Source organism: Microbacterium helvum (assembly GCF_014779795.1).
GTDB classification, from domain to species: Bacteria; Actinomycetota; Actinomycetes; order Actinomycetales; family Microbacteriaceae; genus Microbacterium; species Microbacterium helvum.
In genome coordinates this window covers 240,014-263,384 of record NZ_JACXZS010000002.1, presented here as the reverse complement: position 1 = coordinate 263,384, position 23,371 = coordinate 240,014, and the positions used below count along the sequence as shown (strand labels likewise).

The following is a 23,371-nucleotide window of genomic DNA, read 5'->3' as shown; positions in this document are numbered from 1 at the left end:
TCACCCAACCCGGAGAAACCACGGATGAGACGCGCCAAGATCGTCGCAACCCTGGGTCCCGCCACATCGACGTATGAGATGGTCCGCGCGATCATCGACGCCGGCGTGGACGTGGCCCGATTCAACCTGAGCCACGGGGACTACTCGGTCCACGACAACAACTTCGCCAACGTGCGCAAGGCCGCCGACGACGCCGGACGTGCCGTCGCGATCCTCGTCGACCTGCAGGGCCCGAAGATCCGCCTCGGCAAGTTCGAGAACGGCCCCCACGAGCTCGCCGTCGGCGACATCTTCAAGATCACGACCGAAGACATCCTCGGCACGAAAGAGATCGTCGGCACGACGTTCAAGGGCCTGCCGAACGACGTCAAGCCGGGCGACTTCCTGCTGATCGACGACGGCAAGGTGCGCGTCCAGGTCGTCGAGACCGACGGCACCGTCGTCACCACCAAGGTGATCGTCGCGGGCCCCGTCTCGAACAACAAGGGCATCAACCTGCCGGGCGTCGCGGTCAACGTACCGGCGCTGTCCGAGAAGGACGAGGCCGACCTGCGCTGGGGTCTGCGCGCCGGCGCCGACCTCATCGCGCTGTCGTTCGTCCGCGACGCGAAGGATGTCCAGCGCGTCCACGTCATCATGGCTGAAGAGGGACGCCACGTCCCGGTCATCGCCAAGATCGAGAAGCCGCAGGCCGTCGACAACCTCGAAGAGATCATCGACGCGTTCGACGGCATCATGGTCGCCCGCGGCGACCTGGGAGTCGAACTGCCGCTGGAGGCGGTGCCGATCGTGCAGAAGCGCGCGGTCGAGCTGTGCCGTCGCATGGCGAAGCCCGTCATCGTCGCCACGCAGATGCTCGAGTCGATGATCGAGAACCCGGTGCCCACCCGCGCCGAGACGAGCGACGTCGCCAACGCCGTGCTCGACGGCGCGGACGCGGTCATGCTCTCGGGCGAGACCAGTGTCGGCAAGTATCCGGTGACGGTCGTCGAGACGATGGCCCGCATCGTGGATTCGACCGAGGAGCACGGGCTGGAGCGCATCCAGCCCCTCACCACGAAGCCCCGCACGCAGGGCGGCGCCATCACGCTCGCCGCGATGGAGGTCGCCGAGTTCGTCGACGCGAAGTACCTCTGCATCTTCACGGAGTCGGGCGACACCGCCCGCCGCATGTCGCGCCTGCGTCCGCGCATCCCCATGATCGGGTTCGCGCCCGAGCCGGCGATCCGCCGTCGCATGGCGATCACGTGGGGCGTCCAGTCGACCCTCGTCGAGCATGTCGCGCACACCGACCTGATGTTCATCCAGGTCGACGACTACCTGCTGTCGAACGACCTCGCGAAGGTCGGCGACAAGGTCGTCGTGATCTCGGGTTCCCCTCCTGGGATCATCGGCTCCACGAACGACATCCGCATCCACAAGGTGGGCGACGCGGTGCACGGCAAGGCGCCGATCTACCAGACACGGAGCTGATCCCTCACCGGATCCCGCGAACGGGCTGCCGCGACCACTAGTGTGATCGCGTCAGCCCGTTTCTCGTGGAAAGTGATACCTCGAATGTTCTTCCAGGACCTGTTCTGGTTCCTTCTGTGGAGCTTCTACTTCGTCGCGTACCTGTACATCGTGATCGTCGTCATCATGGATCTGTTCCGTGATGAGAAGCTCAACGGCTGGTTCAAGGCGCTGTGGATCATCGCGCTCGTGTTCGTGCCCTTCCTGACGGGTCTGATCTACGTGATCGCCCGTGGCAAGGGGATGGCTCAGCGGGCGCAGGCGGCTCGACGCGGAGTCGTGCCCGAGTCCGACGACTACCGCCCCGCAGCGTCGGCGAGTCCCGCCGACGACATCGCGAAGGCGAAGGCGCTGCTGGACGCCGGTACGATCTCGCAGGGCGAGTATGACGCGCTGAAGAGCAAGGCGCTGGGCAACCAGTACTTCGGCGCGTAAGACGAATGAGAAGAGTGGATGCCGGGGCGCCCGGCATCCACTCTTCTCATTGCTGTGCGCACACGGCGCGGGGGAGTCCTCAGCTGATCTTGCGCCGGTAGATCGACATCGAGATCGCATAGGCGACGATCAGGATCCCGACGAGCCAGGCCATCGCCACCCAGATGTCGCCGCCGACCGGCTGGCCCGCGAACAGGGCGCGGATCGAGTCGACGATCGAGGTGACGGGCTGGTTCTCTGCGAACCACTGGACGGGGCCGGGCATGCTCTCGGTCGGGACGAAGGCCGAGCTGATGAACGGCAGGAAGATGAGCGGGTAAGAGAACGCGCTCGCACCGTCCACCGTCTTGGCCGAGAGCCCGGCGATCACCGCGAGCCACGTGAGCGCCAGCGTGAAGAGCATCAGCAGCCCCGCGACACCGAGCCAGGCCGCGAAGCTCGCCCCCGTGCGGAAGCCCATCAGCAGTGCCACACCGATGACGATGGCCAGCGAGACCGCGACCGACACCATCGAGGTGAGCACGTGAGCCCAGAGCACGCCCGACCGTGAGATCGGCAGCGACTGGAACCGCTCGAAGATCCCGCCCTGCATGTCGAGGAACAGCCGGTACGCCGTGTACGCGATGCCCGACGCGATCGTGATGAGCAGGATGCCGGGCAGCATGTAGTCGATGTACGACCCCTGGCCGGCGCCCAGGTCGATCGCGCCGCCGAACACGTAGACGAACAGCAGCATCAGCGCGATCGGGGTGACCGCGGTCGTGATGATCGTGTCGGGGCTGCGCAGGATGTGGCGCAGCGACCGGCTCGTGAGGACGGCGGTGTCGCTGAAGAAGCGGGCGCCGGAAGCGGTGCGCGGCGCGGTGGCGGTTGCGGTGGTCATGATTCCTCCTTCGCGGATTCGGTGTCGACCTCGCCGGTGAGGGCGAAGAAGACGTCTTCGAGGCTGGGCTGCTTCTCGACGTACTCGACCTTCGCCGGCGGCAGCAGGCGCTTGAGCTCGTCGAGCGTGCCGTCGACGACGATCGTGCCCTTGTGGAGGATCGCGATCCGGTCGGCGAGCTGCTCGGCCTCTTCGAGGTACTGCGTGGTCAGCAGCACCGTGGTGCCGCCGCGGGCGAGCTTCGTGACGGCCTCCCAGACCTCCAGGCGGGCCGCGGGGTCCAGCCCCGTGGTCGGCTCGTCGAGGAAGATCACGGACGGGTCGCCGATGAGGCTCATGGCGATGTCGAGCCGGCGGCGCATGCCGCCGGAGTACGTGCCGACCTTGCGGCCGCCTGCCTCGGTGAGCGAGAAACGGGCGAGCAGGTCGTCCGCGATCGCGCCGGGGTTCTTCAGGTGGCGCAGCTGCGCGATGAGCACGAGGTTCTCGCGTCCCGAGAGCACCTCGTCGACCGCGGCGAACTGCCCGGTGAGGCTGATCGTCTCGCGCACCCGCTGGGCGTCGGCCGACACGTCGTACCCGCCGACGACGGCGGTGCCGGCATCCGCTCGCAGCAGTGTCGACAGGATCCGCACGACGGTGGTCTTGCCCGCGCCGTTGGAGCCCAGGAGGGCGGCGATGCTGCCCCGCTCCACCTCGAAGTCCACGCCCTTGAGCACGTGGAGGTCCTTGTAGGACTTCTGCAGTCCCTTGACCGCGATCGCTGCCTCGGTCATCGGTTCTCACCTCGTTCTGCCTCGTCGATCGCCTTGCTGAGGCGGTCGCGCTCCTTGTCGATCCACTGCTTGCCGTTGTAGGCGGCGGCGAACTCCTCCGCGAAGGCCGCCGGGTCGTCGCCGACGAGGTCGCGCACCGACGTGCCGTCGGCCACCGCGCGCTCCCACAGGTCGGCGAGATCGCCGTACATCGCCATCATGCTGTCGCCGTCGACCAGGCCGCCGGCGTACATGAGGTAGCGTTCGACGGCCTTGGCGACGCCCCGGTACGGCTCGGGGAGAGCCTCGACGCGTGCCTTGTACTGCCTCCACTGCTTCTTCTGCTCGAGCGAGCCGGTGACGACTTCGTACCACTTGGCGGCCATGATCAGTCCTCTTTCTCGGGGGAGTTGTCGGTGTTCTGCTGGTGGAGCTGTTCGATGCGATCTGCGAGGAAGCTCCACGTCCTCCAGAACTCCGAGAGCTGATCGCGACCCTGCGCGTTCAGCGTGTAGACCTTGCGCGGCGGCCCCTTCTCGGACGGGACCTTCTCGACGTCGACGAGTCCGCGCTGTTCGATCCGCACCAGGAGGGCGTAGACGGTGCCCTCGGCGATGTCGGAGAACCCCTGGTCACGAAGCCATGCGGTGATCTCGTACCCGTAGGCGGGGCGTCCGGACAGGATCGCGAGGACGATCCCCTCCAACGTGCCCTTGAGCATCTCGGTCTCTTGCTTGCCCATCGCGGCACCTCCTTTCTTGCCAGCTACTCTGTCTTGCTGAGTACCAGTACAAAGTAACACTGAGTACCAGTACTTAGCAACACCGAATAGCAAGATTTTCCGAGGCCGGGGTGTACTGTCCATCCATCCGCCGCCACAGGGGCGGCAGCAAGGAGCTTCGATGACCCGAGTCGGCTCACCGGTCGCACCCGACGACCAGAGCACCCCCGAGCGTCACGACCTGCAGGCAGGCGGCGTGAGCGCCGCAGGCTCGATCGTGATGGCCGTCGCCGGCAGCGCGCCGGCGTATTCCATCGCCGCCACCACCGCGACGCTCGTCGGCGTCGCAGGACTGGGCGCCCCGGCCGCCCTGCTGTGGTGCGGCATCCCGATGCTCGGCATCGCGTGGGCGTTCCTGTATCTGGGCCGCGCCGATGTCAACGCCGGCGCCGCCTACTCGTGGGTGGCGCGCGCGCTCCACCCCGCCCTCGGCTTCCTGTCGGGGTGGGCGCTGGTGATCTCGGCGACGATCTTCATGGTCGCCGGAGCCCTGCCTGCCGGCGCCATGACGGTGTCGCTGTTCGACCCGTCGCAGGCCGACAACGTGCCGCTCATCACGAGCGTCGGCGCCGTGTGGTTCGTGATCATGGCCGCGTGCGTCTACTTCGGCGTCCACATCACCGCGCGCGCCCAGTGGATCATGTCGACCATCGAGGTCGGCATCCTGGTCGTGTTCGCGGCGCTCGCGCTCTTCCGCGCCGCCACGACCACCCACGACGGCCCGGACTTCTCCTGGGAGTGGCTCGGCTTCTCGCATCTCGCCGGGCCGGGCATCTTCGTCGGCGCGGCGCTCATCGCGGCCTTCTACTACTGGGGCTGGGACGTCAGCTCGAACCTCAACGAGGAGACCACGAACGGCCACAAGTCGGCGGGCGCCGCAGGACTCATCGGTGTGGGGATCGTCTTCGTGCTGTTCGAGGTCTTCACGATCGCGACGCTCATCATGCTGTCGCAGGAGCAGATCGAGGCGAACAGCGCCAACATCCTGTCCGTGCTCGGCGATGTCATCTGGCCGGGACTCGGGGGCAAGATCCTGATCATCGCCGTGGCGCTGTCGACGATCGCCACGCTGGAGACCACGCTCATCCAGGTCACCCGCTCGCTGTTCGCGATGGGTCGCGACCACACGATCCCGCGCGCGTTCGGTCGCGTGCACCCGCGATGGAAGACCCCGACGTTCGCGACGATCGTGATCCTCGTCGTCTCGCTGCTGCTCTTCGTGGGGTCGAACTTCCTCGGCAGTGTGGGCGAGATCATGGAGAACGCCATCCTGTCGATCGGCCTCCAGATCGCGTTCTACTACACGCTCGCCGGCGTCGCCGTCGTGGTGGCGTATCGAAGAGTGCTCTTCCAGTCCGTGAAGAACTTCCTGCTGATCGGGCTGTGGCCCGCCGCCGGCGCGGTGTTCATGGGCTGGGCGTTCTTCGCGTCTATCCCGAGCAACGACGCGATCGTGAACTGGCTCGGCATCGGGCTCATCGTGCTGGGCATCGTGCCGCTCGCGCTCTTCTACCGGAAGGCGAAGGTCTACTACTCGCGGCGGCCGCTGGAGGTGCCGCCCGAGCTCGACAAGAAGGCTCCGGCCGACGTCGATCTCCGCTCGCCGGAGCAGGTCGAGACCCTGCCCGACCCGAACACCACGGCGGTCACGACGATCGACGAGAAGTAGCGCCCGCAGAACAGAAGAAGAGTGGATGCCTCGCGCCGAGGCATCCACTCTTCTGTTCGCTCAGGTGCCGGTGGTGGGAGTCGAACCCACACGCCCTCGCGGGCAACCGAGTTTGAGTCGGTCGCGTCTGCCATTCCGCCACACCGGCGCGCGCGGCCCTCCGCGCGTCCGCGAACGACCATACCGTAGGATTGGCAGGTGACTGAGCAGGAGCAGACCGCCGCTACGACGGCGTCCACCCCCCGTCGTGTCGTCGTGGCAGAGGATGAGTCGCTCATCCGCCTCGACATCGTCGAGATCCTTCGCGACAACGGATTCGATGTCGTCGGCGAAGCCGGGGACGGTGAGACGGCTGTGGCCCTCGCCACCGAGCTGCGCCCCGACCTCGTGATCATGGATGTGAAGATGCCGCAGCTCGACGGCATCTCGGCGGCTGAGAAGCTCAGCAAGAACCACATCGCGCCGGTCGTGTTGCTGACCGCCTTCAGCCAGAAGGAGCTCGTCGAGCGCGCGAGCGAGGCCGGCGCCCTCGCGTACGTCGTGAAGCCCTTCACCCCCAACGACCTGCTGCCCGCGATCGAGATCGCACTGGCCCGCTACGAGCAGATCATCACGCTCGAGGCCGAGGTGGCCGACATGGTCGAGCGCTTCGAGACCCGCAAGCTCGTCGACCGCGCGAAGGGCCTGCTGAACGAGAAGATGGGCCTGTCCGAGCCCGAGGCCTTCCGGTGGATCCAGAAGGCGTCGATGGACCGCCGCCTCACGATGCAGGACGTCGCGAAGGCGATCATCGAGCAGCTCGCGCCCAAGAAGGGCTGACCGAACTCTTGAGAGAGTGGATGCCGCGACCCGCGGCATCCACTCTTCTCATTTCTGCGGCGGCAGATCCTTGATGTGGTTCGTGATGCGCACGGTCGAGCAGCGGCGGCCCTGATCGTCGGTCACGACGATCTCGTGGACGGTGAGGCTGCGGCCGAGGTGCAGCGGCGTGCACACGCCGGTCACGTGGCCGGCGGTCGCGGAGCGCGTGTGCGTGGCGTTGATGTCGACGCCGACGGCGAGGCGGCCGGGACCGGCGTGGAAGTTGGCATGCATGGAGCCGAGCGACTCGCCGAGCACGACGTACGCTCCACCGTGGAAGAGGCCGACGGGCTGGGTGTTGCCCTCGACAGGCATGCGCGCGACCGCACGCTCGGGGGTGAACTCCAGCCACTCGAACCCCATCTTCTCGGCGAGGGCGCCGATGCCGCGGCTCATCGCCCACGCGAGTCCGTCCACCTCGGCGGACGCGGCGGCAGCGGGGGAGTGATCGGGCATGGCGCACCTTCGGTCGGGCCGCGGGGGCGGCGCCCGCGACGGAGATCGGGTGTCGTCGGCCCTGGCTAGGCTGGCAGGGTGACGGACTCCGCAAAGCCTACCCTTCTGGTCGTCGACGGCCATTCGCTGGCCTACCGAGCGTTCTATGCGCTCCCGGTCGACAACTTCTCGACCAAGGACGGGCAGCACACCAACGGCATCTACGGGTTCCTCGCGATGCTGATCAACCTGCTGAAGGCCGAGAAGCCCACGCATCTCGCGATCGCGTTCGACACGTCACGGCAGTCGTTCCGCACGCGCGAGTATGAGGAGTACAAGGCGAACCGCTCTGAGACGCCGAACGAGTTCAAGGGTCAGATCCCGCTCCTGCAGGACTGCCTCGCGGCGATGAGCATCACCGTCATCCAGAAAGAAGACATCGAGGCCGACGACATCCTGGCGACACTCGCGACGCAGGGTGCCGAGCAGGGCTTCAACGTCCTCGTCTGCTCGGGCGACCGCGACACCATCCAGCTCGTCAACGACGACATCACGCTGCTCTACCCGAACGTGCAGGGCGTGTCGCAGCTCAAGCGCTACGACCGTCAGGCCGTGATCGACCGCTACGGGGTGCCGCCCGAGCAGTATCCCGACATCGCCGCTCTCGTCGGCGAGACCAGCGACAACCTTCCCGGCGTGCCGAAGGTCGGTGAGAAGACGGCGGTCAAGTGGCTGAACCAGTTCGGCTCGCTGGACGCGCTGCTCGAAGGCGCGAGCACCATCAAGGGCGTCGTCGGCGGCAACCTGGTCGCGCACACCGAGGACGTCCGGCGCAACCGTCGCCTCAACCGGCTGCTGCGCGACGTCGAGCTGCCCTACGGCCCGGCCGACCTCGAGGTGCAGCCGATGGATGCGCAGGCCGTGCGCGACATCTTCTCCCGCCTCGAGTTCAAGACGCTCATCCCACGGGTGGCAGAGCTCGCCGGCATCGAGCAGCAGATGGCCGCGGTCAACTCCGCAGCGGCAGAGCTCGCCCCGGTCGCCGCCGAGCTGTCGGGCGCGGATCTCGCGGGGTGGCTCGACGCCGCGACCGGCGAGGTGGGCGTGACGCTCACCGTCGAGCGCGGGCTTCCCGCGCGCATCGGCGTGGCCACCGCCGATTCTGCGGCCGAAGCGTCATGGACGCCGGAGGTGGAGGCGTCCCTCACGCCGTGGCTCGCGTCCGACGCGCCCAAGGTGTTCGCCGACGCGAAGCCGCAGGTCAAGGCGCTGCGCCGCGCGGGGCTGAGCCTGGGCGGGCTGGTGATGGACGTCGTGCTGGCCGGATGGCTGCTGCGTCCGAGCTTCCCCGACAAGACCCTCGCAGACCTCGTCGACCGCTACCTCGACGAGAAGCTTCCCGAGGCCGACCCGTCGCAGCTCGTGCCCGAGACCGAGGGAGCGACCCCGGGTCAGCTGTCGTGGTACACCCTGCGGGTGGCCCACGCCGTGACCGCCGAGCTGCCCGCGAGCGTCGCCGGCGTGCTCTCCGACATCGAACTGCCCACGCTGCACACGCTGGCCGACATGGAGCTCGCGGGCGTCGCCGTCTCGCACGAGATCCTGTCCACCTTCTCGGGCGAGCTGGGCGCGCGCGCCGACGGCCTCGCCCAAGAGGCGTACGCGGCGATCGGGCGCGAGGTGAACCTCGGCTCGCCCAAGCAGCTGCAGGAGGTGCTCTTCGACGAGCTGCAGCTGCCGAAGACCCGCAAGACCAAGACCGGCTACTCGACCGACGCCGCCGTGCTCGCGGACCTGCAGGAGACGAATCCCCACCCCTTCCTCGATCTGCTGCTGCAGCACCGCGAGGCCACGAAGCTGCGACAGATCATCGAGTCGCTCGACAGCTCCATCGGCAACGACAAGGCGATCGGCGACGATGGACGCATCCACACGACCTACGTGCAGACCGGCAGCCAGACCGGCCGCCTGTCGAGCACCGACCCCAACCTGCAGAACATCCCGATCCGCACCGAAGAGAGCCGCCGCATCCGCTCGGCCTTCACGGTCGGCGAGGGGTACGAGACGCTGCTGACCGCCGACTACTCGCAGATCGAGATGCGCATCATGGCGCATCTGTCCGAGGATCCCGGACTCATCGAGGCGTTCAACTCCGGAGAGGACACGCACCGCTTCGTCGGCTCCCGCGTGTTCGGCGTCGCACCCGAGGACGTCACCCCGCAGATGCGCACGAAGGTCAAGGCGATGTCGTACGGGCTGGTCTACGGCCTCTCGGCATTCGGACTGTCGAAGCAGCTGCGCATCGAGCAGGCCGAGGCCAAGCAGCTCATGATGGAGTACTTCGCCCGGTTCGGCGCGGTGCGCGACTACCTGCGCTCATCCGTCGAGCAGGCTCGGATCGACGGCTACACCGAGACGATCTTCGGCCGCCGCCGGCCGTTCCCCGATCTCGCCAGCCCCAACCGGGTGCTGCGCGAGAACGCCGAGCGCGCGGCGCTCAACGCCCCGATCCAGGGAAGCGCGGCCGACATCATGAAGATCGCGCTCTTCCACATCCACGACGACTTCGCGGCGGCCGAGCTGCGCTCACGCGTGCTGCTGCAGATCCACGACGAGCTCGTCGTCGAGGTCGCGCCGGGGGAGTGGGATGCCGCCGAGCAGATCGTGCGCACCCGCATGGGCGATGCCGCCACGCTGTCGGTGCCGCTCGACGTGCAGATCGGCCGAGGCGGCGACTGGAACGAAGCCGGGCACTGACGATCCGCCCCGGCACTGAATCCCACCCGCGACAGCACTTAGGCTCAGAGTCATGACAGACGAAACCCGCACGCCCACGCAGATCGACAAGATCGCAGATGCGTGGGTCGACACCCTTGCCGAACTGGAGCCGACGCTCGCGACCTACATCGGTCGCACCGAGCACAACGGCCGGTTCGGCGACTACAGCCCGGCCGGACAGGAGCGCCTCGCCGAAGAGGGCCGCAAGACTCTCGCCGCACTGCAAGCCGCGGCCCCTGTCGACTTCGTCGACGAGGTGACCAAGGATGACCTCTCGCGCGAGATCCAGCTCGGCCTCGACCTCGACGAGGCGAAGTGGCACCTGCGCGACCTGAACGTGATCTCCTCGCACGCCCAGGACATCCGCTCGGCCTTCGACCTCATGCCGACGGCCACCACCGATGACTGGTCCGTCATCGCCACGCGCCTCGCCGCGGTCCCGGGCGCCATCGACGGCTACGTCGCCTCGCTGCGCGAGGGCATCGCGCAGAATGTCGTCCCTGCGCGCCGCCAGGTGGTCGAGGTCGTCACGCAGATCGCCCGCTACACGGCCGACGGCGGCTTCTTCGCCACGTTCGCTGCCGAGGCGGCGCCCGAAGAGGGCCAGCTTCCGGCATCCCTCGCACGTGATCTGGCCGACAACGCCAACGCTGCGCGCGTCGCCTACGACGAGCTCGCCTCGTTCCTGTCGAACGAACTCGCGCCGGCAGCCGCCGAGAAGGACGCCGTCGGCCGCGAGCTGTACGCGCTGCACTCCCGCCGCTTCCTCGGAGCGACGATCGACCTCGACGAGACCTACGACTGGGGTGTCGAGGAGCTCGCGCGCATGGTCGCCGAGCAGGAGTCGATCGCAAACGAGATCAAGCCGGGCGCCTCGGTGGAAGAGGCGGTGGCATTCCTCGAGCATGACACGTCGCGCAAGCTGTACGGCACGGACGCCTTGCAGAAGTGGATGCAGCAGACCAGCGACCGTGCCATCGAAGAGCTCGGCAGGACGCACTTCGACATCGCGGCGCCGATCCGCGATCTGGAGTGCATGATCGCCCCCACCAAGGAGGGCGGCATCTACTACACGGGTCCGACGGACGACTTCTCGCGCCCGGGCCGCATGTGGTGGTCGGTGCCCGAGGGTGTCGAGGACTTCGACACGTGGCGCGAACTCACCACCGTGTACCACGAGGGCGTTCCCGGCCACCACCTGCAGATCGCGCAGGCGGTGTACAACCGTGCGCAGCTGAACACGTACCGTCGCCTGCTGGGCGGCACGTCGGGTCACGCCGAGGGCTGGGCGCTGTACGCCGAGCGCCTCATGGAGCAGCTCGGCTACCTGTCGGACCCCGCAGACCGCCTCGGCATGCTCGACGGCCAGCGCATGCGCGCTGCCCGCGTCGTGCTCGACATCGGCGTGCACCTGGAGAAGCCGCGACTCGACGGCCAGGGCGTGTGGGACGCCGACTACGCGCTGGACTTCATGCTCCACAACGTCAACATGCCCGACGAGTTCGTCAAGTTCGAGGTGAACCGCTACCTCGGCTGGCCCGGACAGGCTCCCGCGTACAAGGTCGGCCAGCGCATCTGGGAGCAGCTGCGCGATGAGGTCGCCGCGCGCGAGGGCGACGCCTTCTCGATCAAGCAGTTCCACAAGCGCGCGCTCGACATCGGCGGTGTCGGCCTCGACACGCTGCGCTTCGCGCTGTCGCGCTGACGCGTCCCTCATGAGGGGAGGTCGTGGTGCTGCAGCAGCGCCACGACCTCCTCGTCGCTCGTCTGGGCGAAGTCGTCGTAGAACTGGCCGACGGCCCAGAAGTCGTCTTCGCGATGCGGACACACGTACTCGTCCGCGGCGTCGGCGGGAGGCATCCATCGGTCCGGAGCGACGGGAACAGCAAGGACGATCCGCGAGGGGTGCCGCGCCCGCAACGCGCGACAGGCGGCGATCGCGGTCGCCCCGGTCGCGACGCCGTCGTCGACGACGATCGCGACGCGGCCCGCGAGGTCGATCGAGCCGGCACCGTACGCGTCCTCGCGCCGTGCGAGCTCGCCCCGCTCGGCATTCTCGACGTCGTCGACATCGCCGGCGGTCATGCCGGCCCAGCGCACGGCGTCCGGGGTCACGATGCGCACCCCCTCCGCGATCGCACCGATCGCGAACTCCTCGTGTCCGGTCGCGCCGAGCTTGCGCACGAGCACCGCGTCCAGCGGCAGGCCGAGTTCCGCGACGACCGCGGCCGCGACCACGACGCCGCCGCGCGGGATGCCCAGCACGACGGCATCCGTCCCGCGCCGGTTCTCGAGGTCCGCGGCGAGCGCTCGTCCGGCCGCCCGCCGATCCGCGAACAGGGCCATCCCTCCACGCTACGCCTCCGCGACCATGCCCGTCCCCGCGCGACCATGCCCCTCCCTCCGCCACCATGCCCGAACGTTCGGGCATGGTCGGCGAGAGAAGGGCATGGTCGGCGTGCCGAGAGGGCTGGTCAGGCGGGAACGGCCTCCGCGCGGACCGGAATGGGGCGCGCCAGTCCGTAGTGCTCGCGCAGGGTGGCTCCCTCGTATTCGGCGCGGAACAGGCCGCGCTCACGCAGGATCGGCACGACGTGGTCCACGAAGTCGTCCAGGCCTCCGGGAAGCGTCGCGGGCATGATGTTGAACCCGTCGGCCGCGCCGGCATCGAACCATGTCTGAAGCGCATCGGCCACCTGCTCCGGCGTTCCGGCGATGGTGCGATGGCCGCGTCCGCCGCCGAGACGCCCGATGAGCTCCCGCACGGTCAGGTGCTCACGACGGGCGAGTTCGACGATCAGCGTGTATCGGCTCTTCGCGCCCTCGACCGCGTCCTCACTCGGCAGATCCTCCGGCAGCTGGGCGTCCAGCGGAAGATCCCGCGGTGACAGCCCCAGCACGCCGGCGAGCTCATTGCGCGCGTACTCAGGACGGATCAGCTCGTCGAGCTCTCGGTCGCGCCGCCGCGCCTCGGCCTCGGTCGACGCGATCACGGGGACGATGCCGGGCAGGATCTTGATGCTCTCGGGATCGCGGCCGACCGCGGCGGTTCGACGCTTGAGATCGCCGTAGAACGCCTGCGCGTCTTCGAGTGTCTGCTGCGCGGTGAACACGGCCTCGGCGTATCGCGCCGCCAGGTCCTTGCCGTTCTCGGACGACCCCGCCTGAACGATGACAGGGCGCCCCTGCGGCGAGCGCGGGATGTCGAGCGGGCCACGCACCGAGAAGTAGCGACCGGTGTGCTCGACGGGGTGCACACGCTCCTCATCGCCCCACACCCCGGCGGCCTTGTCGGCCAGCACGGCGTCGTCGTCCCACGAGTCCCAGAGCTTCTCGGCGACGTCGAGGAACTCGGCGGCACGCGCGTACCGGTCGTCGTGGAGCGGCTGCGCGTCGAGCCCGAAGTTGCGCGCCGCGTCGGCGCCCGCGGTGGTGACGACGTTCCAGCCGACGCGGCCGCCTGAGATGTGGTCGATCGAGGCGAAACGGCGCGCGAGGTTGTACGGCGAGTTGTAGCTCGTCGACGCGGTCGCGATGAGCCCGATGCGCGAGGTCGCCACGGCGAGCGCCGCCAGCAGCACCGTGGGCTCGAGCGCGCTGGTCGGCCGCTTGGCGACGCTTCCCCACAGCACGGGGGAGTCGGCGAAGAAGATCGAGTCCAGCTTCGCCTGCTCCGCCGTCTGGGCGAGTCGCACGAAGTGGGCGATGTCGGTGCCCGCGTGCGGGTCGCTCTCGCGCAGCCGCCACGACGCCTCGTGGTGGCCGGTGCTCATCAGGAAGGCGTTGAGGTGCAGTCGCCTCTGCGCACGCTGCGCCATGTCACACCTCCACGGTGACGGAGTACGCCGACGAGTCGCCCTGCAGCGACTGGCTGCGGGTGCCGTCGATCGAAGCGGGGATGTCGCCGGCGATCGTGACCCGGTTGAGCTTGCGCGCCTGATCGCCGTAGTTCGCGGGCGCGTAGTGCTTTGTGATGCGGTTGTCGAACAGCACCACCTGGTTCGGCTCCCAGTTCACCCGCACGACGTTCTCGGGTCGCGTGACGTAGGCCTGCAGCAGACGGATGATGTCTTTCGACTCGGTGTTCGACAGGCCCACGATGCGCAGGCGCTGCGCGAACCCGCCGATGAACAGACCACGTTCGCCGGTGAGCGGGTGCACCCGGACGACCGGGTGCACGCTCTGGTAGATCTCGCGCGTGAACACTTTGCGCCGCTCCTCGGCACCGTCGTGCTCGAGGTTCTTCGGCACGGCGTAGTCGTAGTCGTTCGTGTGCACCGCCCAGAGCGTGTCGGCGAAGGCACGCAGTTCGGCGGGCAGATCCTGGTACGCGCCGGCGCTCGAGGCGATGAGCGTCTCGCCGCCGTACGCGGGCAGCGTGATGCTGCGCAGGGTGGTGGCCTGCGGCGGGTTGACGACGAACGTGACGTCGGTGTGCCACGTGTTGGCCGAGCCGTCTTCGCTGTCGACGGGCAGCACGTTGGCCGCGCCGTCGACGGCGGCGACCGTCGGGTGGGCCGTCGTCAGCGGTCCGAAGCGCGAGGCGAAGCGCACCTGCTCCTCGTCGGTGCGGATGTTCGCGTCGCGGAAGACGAGCGCCTTGTGCTCGTTCAGGGCGGCGCGGATCTCGGCGACGGTCTCGTCGGAGAGGTCGGCGCTCAGATCGAGGCCGCGGATCTCGGCGCCGATGCGCTCGCCGAGCTTGCGGAACTCCAGGCGGGTCGGAAGAAGGGTCGAGGTGGACATGGCTTTTCCTTTCGAGGTGGTGCGGAATGGGTGGTGCGGAATGGGTGGAGCGGTTCAGTGGCCGGCGGGAGTGCGCCAGCGCGACAGCCGCCGTTCGACGCCGACGAGACCCGAGTTCACGAGGAATCCGAGGATCGCGACGGTGAGGATGCCGGCGTACATGGCGGGGATGAGGAAGCTCGACTGCGCGTTGACGATCAGGAATCCGAGTCCGGCCTTGGCGCCGACCATCTCGGCGGCGATGAGCACGAGGATCGATGCGGTGCCCGCCATGCGGATGCCGGTGAAGATCGTCGGCACCGCCGACGGCAGGATCACCTTGCGGAACAGCGCGACCTGCGACAGCCCGAGCGAGCGCGCCGCGCGGATGAGCAGCGGATCGACGGTGCGCACGCCCGCGACCGTGTTCAGCAGCACCGGGAAGAACGCGGCATACGCGACGATCGTGATCTTCGATTCCTCACCGATTCCGAGAAGCAGGGTGAAGACGGGCAGCAGTGCGAGAGCGGCCGTGTTGCGGAACACCTCCAGCAGCGGTGTCAGGAAGGTGCCGAGCGGCCGGTACCACGCGATCACCAGCCCCACCACGATCCCGACGACGACGGCGACGCTGAATCCCGCGACCGAGCGCGTCAGGCTCGCGGCCAGGTGCGCCTGCAGCGCGCCGGTGGTGACGAGGTCCCACCATGCCGCGAGCACCTGGTGCAGCGGCGGAAGGAACACCTGGGTCGAAGCGGGCGCGAGCTGGGGTCCGATCTCCCACAGCAGCAGGAAGCCGATGATCGCGGCCGACTTCCAGGCGATCGAGCCGGCGGTGCGCCCGACTCGCGCCCATCCTGCGCGTGCGCGGTGCGAGCGAGCGGACGGGAGAGTGGATGCCGCAGCATCCACTTCTCCGTCGGTGGGGCTGAGCGCGACCCGGGGTGGAGCGGTGAGCGTGCTCATCAGGCTGCCTTCCTCTCGTCGGCACGGTCGTGCAGGAGGGTCCAGACGCGGTGACGGTGCTCGACGAACGCCGGGGTGGAGCGCACGTCGCCGTCGGTCGTGTCGTGGGGCGGCAGGTCGATGTCGACCACGGCGGTCAGGCGTCCGGGTCGGGCGCTGAGCACGGCGACACGCTGGCCGAGATACACCGCCTCGTCGATGCCGTGCGTGATGAACACGATCGTCTTTCCGGTCGCATGCCAGATCGACAGCAGCTCCGCCTGCAGCTGTTCGCGCGTCTGGGCGTCGAGCGCGGCGAACGGCTCGTCCATCAGCAGGATCTCGGGTTCGTAGGCGAGGCTGCGGGCGATCGCGACGCGCTGCTTCATGCCGCCCGACAGCTCGTGGGGGTAGCGGTCCTCGAAGCCGGTCAGTCCGACGAGGTCGAGGTACCGGTGTGCGCGCTCCACCCGCTCCCTGCGGCGGATTCCGCTGCCCTCCAGCCCGATCTGCACGTTCTGCGAGGCGGTGCGCCACGGGAACAGCGCGTACTGCTGGAACACGACGGCGCGGTCCGGGCCGGGGCCGGTCACGGTGGCGCCGTCCACGAGCACCTCGCCCGACGTGGGAGTGGTGAGGCCGGCGAGCAGATCGAGCAGGGTGCTCTTGCCCGACCCGCTCGGGCCCACCAGCGTGAGGAACTCGCCGGCCTGCACGTCCAGGGTGACCCCGTCGAGGGCGGTGAGCTGTGTCGGGCCCTGCGGGCCACGCACCGTGAAGCGCTGTGTGACGTCGCGCAAGCTGATCTTGGCGGTCATGTCAGTCCTCAGCCAGATCGTTGTACTCGTTGGTGTAGTAGTCCGACGGGGTCAGCTTCCCGTCGACGATTCCCGAGCCCACGAGCCAGTCCTCCCAGCGGGTGAAGTCCTCGTCGCTGATCCCACCGACGCCGGGAACACCGGGGCTCTTCCAGTACTGAAGGTTCGCGGTGCTCTCGTCTCGATCGCGCCCCTCGATGATCTTGGTGAAGCGGGCGATCACCTCGTCCTTCGGCGTCTCGCGCTCCCATTCGATGGCCTTGGCGATCGCCGTCGTGAAGGTGTGCACCGTCTCGGGGTTCTTCGCGATGAAGTCGTCGCGGAACACGTACTGGCCGCCGGCGAACGCGCCGAACAGGTCGTAGTCGGTGAGGAGCGTGTGCAGTCCGCCATTGGCGATCGCCCGGTCCTGCAGCACGCCGCCGAGCACGCCGACGTCGATCTGGCCGCGGCGGAGCGCCTCTTCCGTGTCGTTCGGCGGCACCACGATCAGCTGCACCTGCGCGATCTCGTCGTCCGAGAGCCCCTCGTCAGCGAGCCAGGTGTCGAGAACGGCCTCCGAGTGCGCACCCAGCGTGTTAACGCCGACCTTCTTGCCGATGAGGTCCTTCGCCGACTCGATCGGACTTCCGTCGACGACGTAGAAGCCGTTGAAGGCCTGCTCGTCCTCGCCGTAGTAGTTGATCACCGCGGTCACCGGCGCACCGGCCTCGATGAGCTTGACCACCGCGCCCGCGAACGCGCCGCCGAACTCGGTCTGCCCGGTCGCAGCGGATTGGATGTCCTGCGGGCCGCTGATGGTGTTGCCGACCCATTCGAGCTTCACGTCGCCGAGGTAGCCGAGGTCCTCGGCGAGTTCGGGCAGGCTGACCTGGTTGGACCAGCCCTGGTACCGAAGCACGTCGACTTCTTCCGCGGCGCCGGCCGACGCTGCCGCCGGGCCCGAGCATCCGCTCAAGCCCACCGCGAGCGCCAGGGCGCTCGCGGTGACGGCTGCGGCGATCGCGGTCCGGGGCCGTCGGCGGCCTTGTGTCTGTACGTTCATGTGGGGCTCCCTCTCGTTTCCGCATCCGGGGCGTGCGGGGTGCTGAACATCGAAGCGATCCCGTGTGATCTGGGAAATCCCCGTCGGTAACGGCGCGTCCGGGAACGGAACACGGCGTCATACGCGTTCTCGTCGCGCAACGTGGGTCCACGAACCGGGGCGTGAGGGCGACGTAGGCTGGGCACGTGGCATCCGTTCGATACGTCGCGATCGGCGACTCCTTCACCGAGGGCGTGGGCGACGAGCTTCCCGACGGACACGTGCGCGGCTGGGCGGACCTCGTCGCTCAGGGATGGGCGGATGCCGTCGGCGAGCCGATCGAGTACGCCAACCTCGCCATCCGCGGCAAGCTGGTGTGGCCGATCGTCGAGCAGCAGCTGGAGCCCGCGCTCGCGCTGAAGCCCACGCACCTGTCGTTCAACGGCGGCGGCAACGACATGCTGCGTCCGCGCACGAGCGTGTCGGGCGTCGTTCAGGCGTTCGACACGGTGCTGCGCCGCTGCGACGAGGAGGGCGTGCGACTCATCGTGCTGTCGGGCGCCAACCCGTCAGGGCAGCTGCCGATGCGCCGCCTCATCCAGCGTCGAGGCGATCTGCTGTCTCACGCGGTCGAAGCGCACCTGGAGCCGCGCTCGGACGTGGTGCGCGCGTACAACTGGTTCGACACCGAGCTCGCGACACCGCCGTTCTGGTCCGACGACCGCCTGCACATGAACTCGCGCGGCCACCACCGCGTCGCGGCCCGCGTGCTCGATGCGCTCGGGCTCGATCCCCACCCGGAATGGTGGTCGCTCCCGCCGTTGCCGGCGACCGGAGCACGCGGCGCCGCGTACTATCGCGAGCACGTCGGGCCGTGGGTGCGCCGGCGACTCACCGGAACCTCGTCGGGCGACGGCCGCGAGCCGAAGTTCGGCGGCGGATGGACCACGTTCGCGCCGTCAGTCTGACGCCGGCCGCGCGTATTCCGAGCCCGATCGGGTGCGCGCGGCGTCACTCATCGGCGGCACCGGTCACCCGATAGGTGAGCTCGGCGAACGCGCCGGCCTTTCGCACCGCGGTGAGTTCGAGGCGATCGGCGCCGAGCGCGCGGGGGAGCAGGGGTTTGCCCGAGCGAAGAGTGGCTGGTGCGACCGACACGCGGATCTCGTCGAGCAGCCCCGCGTCGGCGAACTGACCGGCGAGATCGCCGCCGCCCACGATCCACACGTCGCGACCGCCCGCGGCTTCGCGGATCCGCGGCCACGCCTCTCGCACATCGCCCGAGGCGAAGCGGATGTCGACGCCGGGAACCACCGGCTGCGCACGACTCGAGAACACCCACGTCGGCCGATCGCCGTAGTACGACGGCCACTTCTCGGGATGCGCGACGAGGTCTTCGTGCTCGACCACCCATCGGTAGGTCGACGAGCCTTGGACGAGCACGCCTATGCCGGCCAGGAACTCCTGGAAGTCCGCGTCGCCACCTTCACCGCCCGGAGCGGCGAACAGCCACTCGAGCGAATCGTGCTCGTCGGCCAGGAAGCCGTTGAGCGTGGTGGCCGTGTAGAAGATCACGCGAGGCATGCCGTCAAGGTACCGCGGACGGCTGACAGAGGGGTTGACATGTATTCAACCATTCCGTACAGTACCAATCAGTTGAATACCAAGGACGGGAACGGGAGGTAGGTCATGACCGACACCCTGAGCCGCACGTTCGCGGCACTGGCCGACCCGACGCGGCGAGCGATCCTCGCGCGACTGAGCGAGGGCGAAGCGACCGTGGGGGAGCTCGCCGAGCCGTTCGACATGACCTTCGCCGCCGTGTCCAAGCATCTCCGGGTGCTGCAGGACGCGGGGCTCGTGACGCGCGGGCGCACCGCTCAGTATCGGCCCGCCCAGCTCGACGCACGGCCGCTGGCGGCGGCATCCGCCTGGATCGGCGACTACGCGAAGTTCTGGGACGACAGCCTCTCGGCCCTCGACCAGTACCTCAACGCCCTGCAGCAGCTGGGCACCGACAGCACCACCGACAAGGAGCAAGACCATGACTGAGTACTTCACGGTGACCCGCACCCTGCGCGCACCCCGCGAACTGGTGTTCGAGACCCTCGTCAAGCCCGAGCACTTCGCGGTCTGGTTCGGCACCGCCGCCGTCGAGGTGCCGCACGAGACACTCACGATGGACGTGCGCCCCGGCGGCCAGTTCCGGGCCGTGATGCACCTGCCCGACGGCAACCGGATCGACTGGGCCGGCGAGTACAAGGTGGTCGAGCCGCCGTCGCACCTGGCGATGACCCTCACCGACCAGCCCGGCGACGATGCGGGGCTTCCCGTGCTCTTCGATCTCGAAGAGACCGACGACGGCACCGTGCTGACGATCCGGCAGGACCGCTCCGACTTCAGCGACGAGCAGGTCGCCGCCACGATCGCCGGCTACAACTCGTTCATCGACGACATCGAGCGCGTGCTGGAGCGCCTCCAGGCCTGACCCCGCGAGCACGTCACAGGGCGCCCGGGCGCCGCAGCGCGCTCATCGCGAGCACACTGCCCGCCCGAGCGCTCTGGTGCGCGTCCGCCCCGGCCAGCGCGGCCGTGATGTAGCCGGCGGCGAACGCGTCGCCCGCGCCGGTCGAGTCGAGCACGTCGGCGACACGGTCGACCGGCACCTCACGCGTCTCGCCGCCGACGGTCACGAGCACGGGAGCGGCGCCGCGCTTGACCACGTACGTCCCGGGGATCGCCAGCCCGAGGTCAGCTGCGACCCGTGACTCGTCTTCGTTGGCGAAGACGACGTCGGGGCGCAGCCGCCCGAGGATCCCGCGCAGCTCGTCGCCGCCGAGGTCGCGCAGCGTGGCGACGCTCGACAGGTCGAGGCTGATGACAGCGCCGGCGGCGGCCGCCCGCCCGGCGGCATCCATCACGGCAAGACGGGAACCGGGCACGGCCAAGCCGTACAGCGGCAGATGCACCCACGTCGCGCCGTCGAGCCACGTCGGGTCGATCGCGTCGAGTTCCGCGGCGGCACCGCGGTCGGTGATCATGGTGCGTTCGCCGACCGCGTCGACGAGCACCACGATCGAGCCGGTGCGCCCCGCACGCTGCACGCGCACGTCCACGCCCGCGGCCTCGAGCTCGCCCACGAGCGCCCCGGCGAGCGTGTCGTCCCCGACGCGGCCGATGAAGCGGGCTGGATGCCGCGACCCGGCCGCAACCGCCACGTTCGCGGCGCTGCCACCCCGAGTGAGCCGGATCTCGGCGGGGTTGTCCGTCCCGCGCTCGAGCGACGCGCTGCCCAGCACGATGAGGTCGGCGACCAGATCGCCGATGACCACGAGCATCAGCCGGCGTCCGCGAGCGCGACCGCGATCCGGGCGCCGAGGTCGACGTTGCCGCGATACACCTCGACATTGACGTCGAGGCTGCGTCCGGCCGTCTCGCGCTGGAAGAAGTCGAGCAGGAAGGGCGTGGTGTCGTGCCCCGCGATGCCCTGGACCTCCGCGGCCGCGAGCGCCTGACGCAGGACGCGGTCGTGTTCGACGGGATCGAGCTCGCGCTCGGCGGCGAGCGGGTTGGCGACGAGCAGCGTCGACGCGATCCCGAGGCCGTCGCGGGTGCGGGCGATGGCGGCGATCTCGGCGGGGGAGTCGACGGAGTACTCGATGTCGTGACCCGAGTCCGCGACGTAGAAGCCGGGGTAGTCGGTGGTGCGATACCCGACGACGGCGAGGCCCAGGGTCTCGAGGCGCTCCAGCGTCAACGGGATGTCGAGGATCGACTTCACCCCGGCGCTCACGACCACCAGCGGGAGGCCCGCCAGCGCGGGAAGATCGGCGGACTCATCGAAGGTCGAAGGGGCGCCGCGGTGGACGCCGCCGAGTCCGCCCGTCGAGAAGACCCGCACACCCGCACGCGCCGCGAGATAGGCCGTCGCCGCGACGGTCGTGCCCGCGCTGAGGCCCTTCACCGCCGCGACCGGCACGTCGCGCACACTGGCCTTGACCACACCGTCGGCCGTGCCGAGCCGCTCGATCTCGTCGGGCGTCAGGCCGACGGTCGGACGCCCGTCGATGAGGCCGATCGTCGCGGGCACCACCCCGAGCGCCCGCACGCGGGCCTCGGCTTCGAGAGCCACGTCCAGGTTGCGCGGCCTCGGCAGCCCGTGCGTGAAGATCGTGGACTCCAGCGCCAGCACGGGCTCGCCGGCGGCGAGAGCCGCCTGCACCTCGGGAGCGATGACGAGTGGGTCTGTCACGGCGCGTCCTTTCGCTTCGCGCAGGCCCTTCTGCGCGCGATCGTCGTCGGATCCGACACCGCCACAGTATCGACGCGCGGTTCAGCGACGCGGGCGACGCGGCGGGTCGATGCCCAGCCGGATGCGGGTGCGCTTGCGTTCGATGACGATGAAGGTCGCGCCGAGCGCCCACAGCGGCAGCTGCGTGAGGAACGCGAGGCGGAACGCGTCCAGCGTGTAGGTCGCCGGAGTGCCGGCGCCCTGCAGGTCCAGAGCGAGACCGATGAGCAGGATGGCGACGAGCGCGGCGAGGAACCCGCCGGCGTTCGTCACGCCCGTCGCGGTGCTGAGCCGGTGCGAAGGATTGTGGGTCCGCGCGTGGTCGAACGCGATCATGGACGCCGGTCCACCCGTCGCCAGTGCCACCGCGAGGGTGAGCAGCAGCCACAGCGGCGCCGGCCCCGGGTAAGCGATGACCGTGAGCCAGGCAAGCGCCTGCACCGCGACGGTCGGCAGCACGAGTGCGCGGGAGCGAAGGTGGGGGATCCGCTGCGACAGTCCGCCCATCACCGGGCCCAGCACCATCCCGACGACGACGTACAGCGACATGATCGACGCCGCTTCGGCGGTCGTGCGTCCCTCGCCTGCGGTGAGGAACGGCATTCCCCACAGCAGCACGAACGCCGTGCCCGCGAAGGGCGTGGTGAAGTGCGACCAGAAGGCGAGGCGTGTGCCCGGATGCGCCCAGGCGGCGCGGATTCCAGCGCCCGTGTCGACAGCCGAGGTCACGACCCGGATCGCCCCGGTGTCGGTGTCGACCGACACGTCCTCGGTCCGGTCCGGCGGATGGTTGCGGATCAGCAGGAACACGAGCACCGCGAACAGCAGGCCCAGCCCCGCGATGCTGCCGAAGGTGATGGTCCACGTCGTCGCATGCAGCAGCGCCGCCAGCGGAATGAGCGCGACGAGCTGACCGGTCTGGCCCACGATGCCGGTCAGCTGCACCATGATCGGCCCGCGCTGCGCGGGGAACCATGTCGCGATGAGACGAAGCACGCCGGGGAAGATCGCCGCGTCGCCGGCGCCCAGCAGCGTCCGGGCGAGGATCGCCACCCCGACACTGGGAGAGATGGCCATCGTCAGCTGCCCGACGGCCATGAGCAGCATGCCGACCGTCATGATCGGACGCGCGCCATAGCGGTCCAGCAGCACGCCGATCGGGATCTGCATGCCGCCGTAGACCGCGAGCTGCACCACGGCGAACATCGACAGCGTCGCCGCATCGGCGTCGAACCGGGCCGCCGCGTCGACGCCCACGGCGCTGAGCGAGGAGCGGTTCGTGATCGCGAGCACGTACGCCGCGACACCGACGCTCCAGATCGCCCAGGCACGCACCCCCGGCCCCGTCATCGCGGGACGAGACAGGCTGGGCACCGTTCCAGCGTAGTCATCGCCGACGGCTCGGCCGCCGGCATCCACTTTGTCAAGCCCCTGCACCGCGGCGGGCGGATCGGCCAGC

The 23,371-nt window shown here is 69.0% G+C and carries 24 protein-coding genes and 1 tRNA gene; 9 read left to right on the top strand and 16 right to left on the bottom strand.

Going from position 1 to position 23,371, the window contains the following annotated elements; translation table 11 throughout:
* Nucleotides 1-24 precede the first annotated feature (24 nt).
* Entirely contained in the window at nt 25-1,473 is a 1,449-nt protein-coding gene (gene pyk / locus IF188_RS04385; RefSeq protein WP_191170570.1) for a pyruvate kinase, read from the top strand.
* An 84-nt stretch (nt 1,474-1,557) separates the two neighbouring features.
* Nucleotides 1,558-1,947, top strand: a complete 390-nt coding sequence (locus IF188_RS04380; protein ID WP_191170569.1) for an SHOCT domain-containing protein — start codon at nt 1,558-1,560, stop codon at nt 1,945-1,947.
* Nucleotides 1,948-2,026: 79 nt separating this feature from the next.
* Here the strand turns inward: IF188_RS04380 and IF188_RS04375 are convergent, their stop codons facing one another.
* The 4 genes from IF188_RS04375 to IF188_RS04360 are packed head-to-tail and all read right to left on the bottom strand — an operon-like array spanning nt 2,027 to nt 4,327.
* Nucleotides 2,027-2,830, bottom strand: coding sequence for an ABC transporter permease (locus IF188_RS04375; RefSeq protein WP_191170568.1), 804 nt, complete (start codon nt 2,828-2,830; stop codon nt 2,027-2,029).
* Nucleotides 2,827-3,606, bottom strand: coding sequence for an ABC transporter ATP-binding protein (locus IF188_RS04370; RefSeq protein ID WP_191170567.1), 780 nt, complete (start codon nt 3,604-3,606; stop codon nt 2,827-2,829). Before IF188_RS04370 ends, IF188_RS04375 begins: the two co-directional genes overlap by 4 nt.
* Complete coding sequence (locus IF188_RS04365) at nt 3,603-3,971, bottom strand: DUF1048 domain-containing protein (protein ID WP_191170566.1); 369 nt, start codon at nt 3,969-3,971, stop codon at nt 3,603-3,605. Before IF188_RS04365 ends, IF188_RS04370 begins: the two co-directional genes overlap by 4 nt.
* A 2-nt stretch (nt 3,972-3,973) precedes the next feature.
* Nucleotides 3,974-4,327: a PadR family transcriptional regulator gene (locus tag IF188_RS04360; protein ID WP_191170565.1), complete on the bottom strand. Its 354-nt coding sequence runs from the start codon at nt 4,325-4,327 to the stop codon at nt 3,974-3,976.
* 160 nt (nt 4,328-4,487) lie between these two features.
* Here IF188_RS04360 and IF188_RS04355 point away from each other — a divergent pair, with 160 nt between their 5' ends.
* Nucleotides 4,488-6,035: an APC family permease gene (locus IF188_RS04355; RefSeq protein WP_191170564.1), complete on the top strand. Its 1,548-nt coding sequence runs from the start codon at nt 4,488-4,490 to the stop codon at nt 6,033-6,035.
* A 65-nt stretch (nt 6,036-6,100) separates the two neighbouring features.
* On the opposite strand, the gene IF188_RS04350 is transcribed toward IF188_RS04355, so the two are convergent.
* Nucleotides 6,101-6,183: transfer RNA gene (locus tag IF188_RS04350), tRNA-Leu, on the bottom strand.
* A 50-nt stretch (nt 6,184-6,233) separates the two neighbouring features.
* Between IF188_RS04350 and IF188_RS04345 the strand changes: the two genes are divergently transcribed.
* A complete protein-coding gene (locus IF188_RS04345) occupies nt 6,234-6,854 on the top strand; it encodes an ANTAR domain-containing response regulator (protein ID WP_018170749.1) in 621 nt (206 codons plus the stop codon).
* 48 nt (nt 6,855-6,902) lie between these two features.
* Here IF188_RS04345 and IF188_RS04340 read toward each other — a convergent pair whose 3' ends face one another.
* A complete protein-coding gene (locus tag IF188_RS04340) occupies nt 6,903-7,352 on the bottom strand; it encodes a PaaI family thioesterase (RefSeq protein WP_191170563.1) in 450 nt (149 codons plus the stop codon).
* A 78-nt stretch (nt 7,353-7,430) separates the two neighbouring features.
* On the opposite strand from IF188_RS04340, the gene polA reads away from it, so the two are divergent.
* Both polA and IF188_RS04330 read left to right on the top strand, forming a co-directional pair.
* Nucleotides 7,431-10,088, top strand: a complete 2,658-nt coding sequence (gene polA / locus IF188_RS04335) for a DNA polymerase I (protein WP_191170562.1) — start codon at nt 7,431-7,433, stop codon at nt 10,086-10,088.
* Nucleotides 10,089-10,140: 52 nt separating this feature from the next.
* Nucleotides 10,141-11,814 carry a DUF885 domain-containing protein gene (locus IF188_RS04330; RefSeq protein WP_191170561.1) on the top strand — a complete coding sequence of 558 codons (1,674 nt, stop codon included), beginning with the start codon at nt 10,141-10,143 and terminating at the stop codon, nt 11,812-11,814.
* A gap of 8 nt (nt 11,815-11,822) precedes the next feature.
* Here the strand turns inward: IF188_RS04330 and IF188_RS04325 are convergent, their stop codons facing one another.
* The 6 genes from IF188_RS04325 to IF188_RS04300 form a co-directional block, all read right to left on the bottom strand.
* Complete coding sequence (locus IF188_RS04325; RefSeq protein ID WP_191170560.1) at nt 11,823-12,455, bottom strand: phosphoribosyltransferase; 633 nt, start codon at nt 12,453-12,455, stop codon at nt 11,823-11,825.
* A gap of 128 nt (nt 12,456-12,583) precedes the next feature.
* Complete coding sequence (locus IF188_RS04320) at nt 12,584-13,927, bottom strand: LLM class flavin-dependent oxidoreductase (protein ID WP_191170559.1); 1,344 nt, start codon at nt 13,925-13,927, stop codon at nt 12,584-12,586.
* A gap of 1 nt (nt 13,928) precedes the next feature.
* Nucleotides 13,929-14,855, bottom strand: coding sequence for a TauD/TfdA dioxygenase family protein (locus tag IF188_RS04315; RefSeq protein WP_191170558.1), 927 nt, complete (start codon nt 14,853-14,855; stop codon nt 13,929-13,931).
* 54 nt (nt 14,856-14,909) lie between these two features.
* Nucleotides 14,910-15,800 carry an ABC transporter permease gene (locus IF188_RS04310; RefSeq protein ID WP_191170557.1) on the bottom strand — a complete coding sequence of 297 codons (891 nt, stop codon included), beginning with the start codon at nt 15,798-15,800 and terminating at the stop codon, nt 14,910-14,912.
* On the bottom strand, nt 15,800-16,597 hold the full coding sequence (locus tag IF188_RS04305) for an ABC transporter ATP-binding protein (RefSeq protein WP_191170556.1): 798 nt from the start codon (nt 16,595-16,597) through the stop codon (nt 15,800-15,802). The genes IF188_RS04310 and IF188_RS04305 overlap by 1 nt, the downstream gene beginning before the upstream one ends.
* A gap of 1 nt (nt 16,598) precedes the next feature.
* The gene (locus tag IF188_RS04300; protein WP_191170555.1) at nt 16,599-17,642 is read right to left on the bottom strand and encodes an ABC transporter substrate-binding protein; all 1,044 of its coding nucleotides are present in this window, start codon (nt 17,640-17,642) and stop codon (nt 16,599-16,601) included.
* Between the two features lie 185 nt (nt 17,643-17,827).
* Here IF188_RS04300 and IF188_RS04295 point away from each other — a divergent pair, with 185 nt between their 5' ends.
* Nucleotides 17,828-18,589 carry an SGNH/GDSL hydrolase family protein gene (locus IF188_RS04295; RefSeq protein WP_191170554.1) on the top strand — a complete coding sequence of 254 codons (762 nt, stop codon included), beginning with the start codon at nt 17,828-17,830 and terminating at the stop codon, nt 18,587-18,589.
* Nucleotides 18,590-18,632: 43 nt separating this feature from the next.
* Here the strand turns inward: IF188_RS04295 and IF188_RS04290 are convergent, their stop codons facing one another.
* Complete coding sequence (locus IF188_RS04290) at nt 18,633-19,205, bottom strand: dihydrofolate reductase family protein (protein ID WP_191170553.1); 573 nt, start codon at nt 19,203-19,205, stop codon at nt 18,633-18,635.
* 105 nt (nt 19,206-19,310) lie between these two features.
* On the opposite strand from IF188_RS04290, the gene IF188_RS04285 reads away from it, so the two are divergent.
* Nucleotides 19,311-19,673 carry an ArsR/SmtB family transcription factor gene (locus IF188_RS04285; RefSeq protein ID WP_191170552.1) on the top strand — a complete coding sequence of 121 codons (363 nt, stop codon included), beginning with the start codon at nt 19,311-19,313 and terminating at the stop codon, nt 19,671-19,673.
* Nucleotides 19,666-20,109 (top strand): SRPBCC family protein, encoded by a 444-nt coding sequence (locus IF188_RS04280; protein WP_191170551.1) that lies wholly within the window; start codon nt 19,666-19,668, stop codon nt 20,107-20,109. The genes IF188_RS04285 and IF188_RS04280 overlap by 8 nt, the downstream gene beginning before the upstream one ends.
* 13 nt (nt 20,110-20,122) lie before the next feature.
* Here IF188_RS04280 and IF188_RS04275 read toward each other — a convergent pair whose 3' ends face one another.
* From IF188_RS04275 to IF188_RS04265, 3 genes are all read right to left on the bottom strand, one after another.
* Complete coding sequence (locus IF188_RS04275) at nt 20,123-20,959, bottom strand: carbohydrate kinase family protein (RefSeq protein ID WP_191170550.1); 837 nt, start codon at nt 20,957-20,959, stop codon at nt 20,123-20,125.
* A complete protein-coding gene (locus IF188_RS04270; protein WP_191170549.1) occupies nt 20,959-21,873 on the bottom strand; it encodes a pseudouridine-5'-phosphate glycosidase in 915 nt (304 codons plus the stop codon). The genes IF188_RS04275 and IF188_RS04270 overlap by 1 nt, the downstream gene beginning before the upstream one ends.
* An 81-nt stretch (nt 21,874-21,954) precedes the next feature.
* Nucleotides 21,955-23,262 carry an MFS transporter gene (locus IF188_RS04265; RefSeq protein WP_191170752.1) on the bottom strand — a complete coding sequence of 436 codons (1,308 nt, stop codon included), beginning with the start codon at nt 23,260-23,262 and terminating at the stop codon, nt 21,955-21,957.
* Nucleotides 23,263-23,371: the final 109 nt, after the last annotated feature.

Coding starts and splice junctions, on each gene's coding strand:
- IF188_RS04300 (WP_191170555.1), bottom strand. CDS start 17,642: ATGAACGTACAGACACAAGGCCGCCGACGGCCCCGGACCGCGATCGCC.
- IF188_RS04280 (WP_191170551.1), top strand. CDS start 19,666: ATGACTGAGTACTTCACGGTGACCCGCACCCTGCGCGCACCCCGCGAA.
- IF188_RS04290 (WP_191170553.1), bottom strand. CDS start 19,205: ATGCCTCGCGTGATCTTCTACACGGCCACCACGCTCAACGGCTTCCTG.
- IF188_RS04340 (WP_191170563.1), bottom strand. CDS start 7,352: ATGCCCGATCACTCCCCCGCTGCCGCCGCGTCCGCCGAGGTGGACGGA.
- IF188_RS04380 (WP_191170569.1), top strand. CDS start 1,558: ATGTTCTTCCAGGACCTGTTCTGGTTCCTTCTGTGGAGCTTCTACTTC.
- IF188_RS04325 (WP_191170560.1), bottom strand. CDS start 12,455: ATGGCCCTGTTCGCGGATCGGCGGGCGGCCGGACGAGCGCTCGCCGCG.
- IF188_RS04310 (WP_191170557.1), bottom strand. CDS start 15,800: ATGAGCACGCTCACCGCTCCACCCCGGGTCGCGCTCAGCCCCACCGAC.
- IF188_RS04265 (WP_191170752.1), bottom strand. CDS start 23,262: ATGACGGGGCCGGGGGTGCGTGCCTGGGCGATCTGGAGCGTCGGTGTC.
- IF188_RS04320 (WP_191170559.1), bottom strand. CDS start 13,927: ATGGCGCAGCGTGCGCAGAGGCGACTGCACCTCAACGCCTTCCTGATG.
- IF188_RS04375 (WP_191170568.1), bottom strand. CDS start 2,830: ATGACCACCGCAACCGCCACCGCGCCGCGCACCGCTTCCGGCGCCCGC.
- IF188_RS04370 (WP_191170567.1), bottom strand. CDS start 3,606: ATGACCGAGGCAGCGATCGCGGTCAAGGGACTGCAGAAGTCCTACAAG.
- IF188_RS04285 (WP_191170552.1), top strand. CDS start 19,311: ATGACCGACACCCTGAGCCGCACGTTCGCGGCACTGGCCGACCCGACG.
- IF188_RS04355 (WP_191170564.1), top strand. CDS start 4,488: ATGACCCGAGTCGGCTCACCGGTCGCACCCGACGACCAGAGCACCCCC.
- IF188_RS04330 (WP_191170561.1), top strand. CDS start 10,141: ATGACAGACGAAACCCGCACGCCCACGCAGATCGACAAGATCGCAGAT.
- IF188_RS04365 (WP_191170566.1), bottom strand. CDS start 3,971: ATGGCCGCCAAGTGGTACGAAGTCGTCACCGGCTCGCTCGAGCAGAAG.
- pyk (WP_191170570.1), top strand. CDS start 25: ATGAGACGCGCCAAGATCGTCGCAACCCTGGGTCCCGCCACATCGACG.
- IF188_RS04275 (WP_191170550.1), bottom strand. CDS start 20,959: ATGCTCGTGGTCATCGGCGATCTGGTCGCCGACCTCATCGTGCTGGGC.
- IF188_RS04315 (WP_191170558.1), bottom strand. CDS start 14,855: ATGTCCACCTCGACCCTTCTTCCGACCCGCCTGGAGTTCCGCAAGCTC.
- IF188_RS04360 (WP_191170565.1), bottom strand. CDS start 4,327: ATGGGCAAGCAAGAGACCGAGATGCTCAAGGGCACGTTGGAGGGGATC.
- IF188_RS04305 (WP_191170556.1), bottom strand. CDS start 16,597: ATGACCGCCAAGATCAGCTTGCGCGACGTCACACAGCGCTTCACGGTG.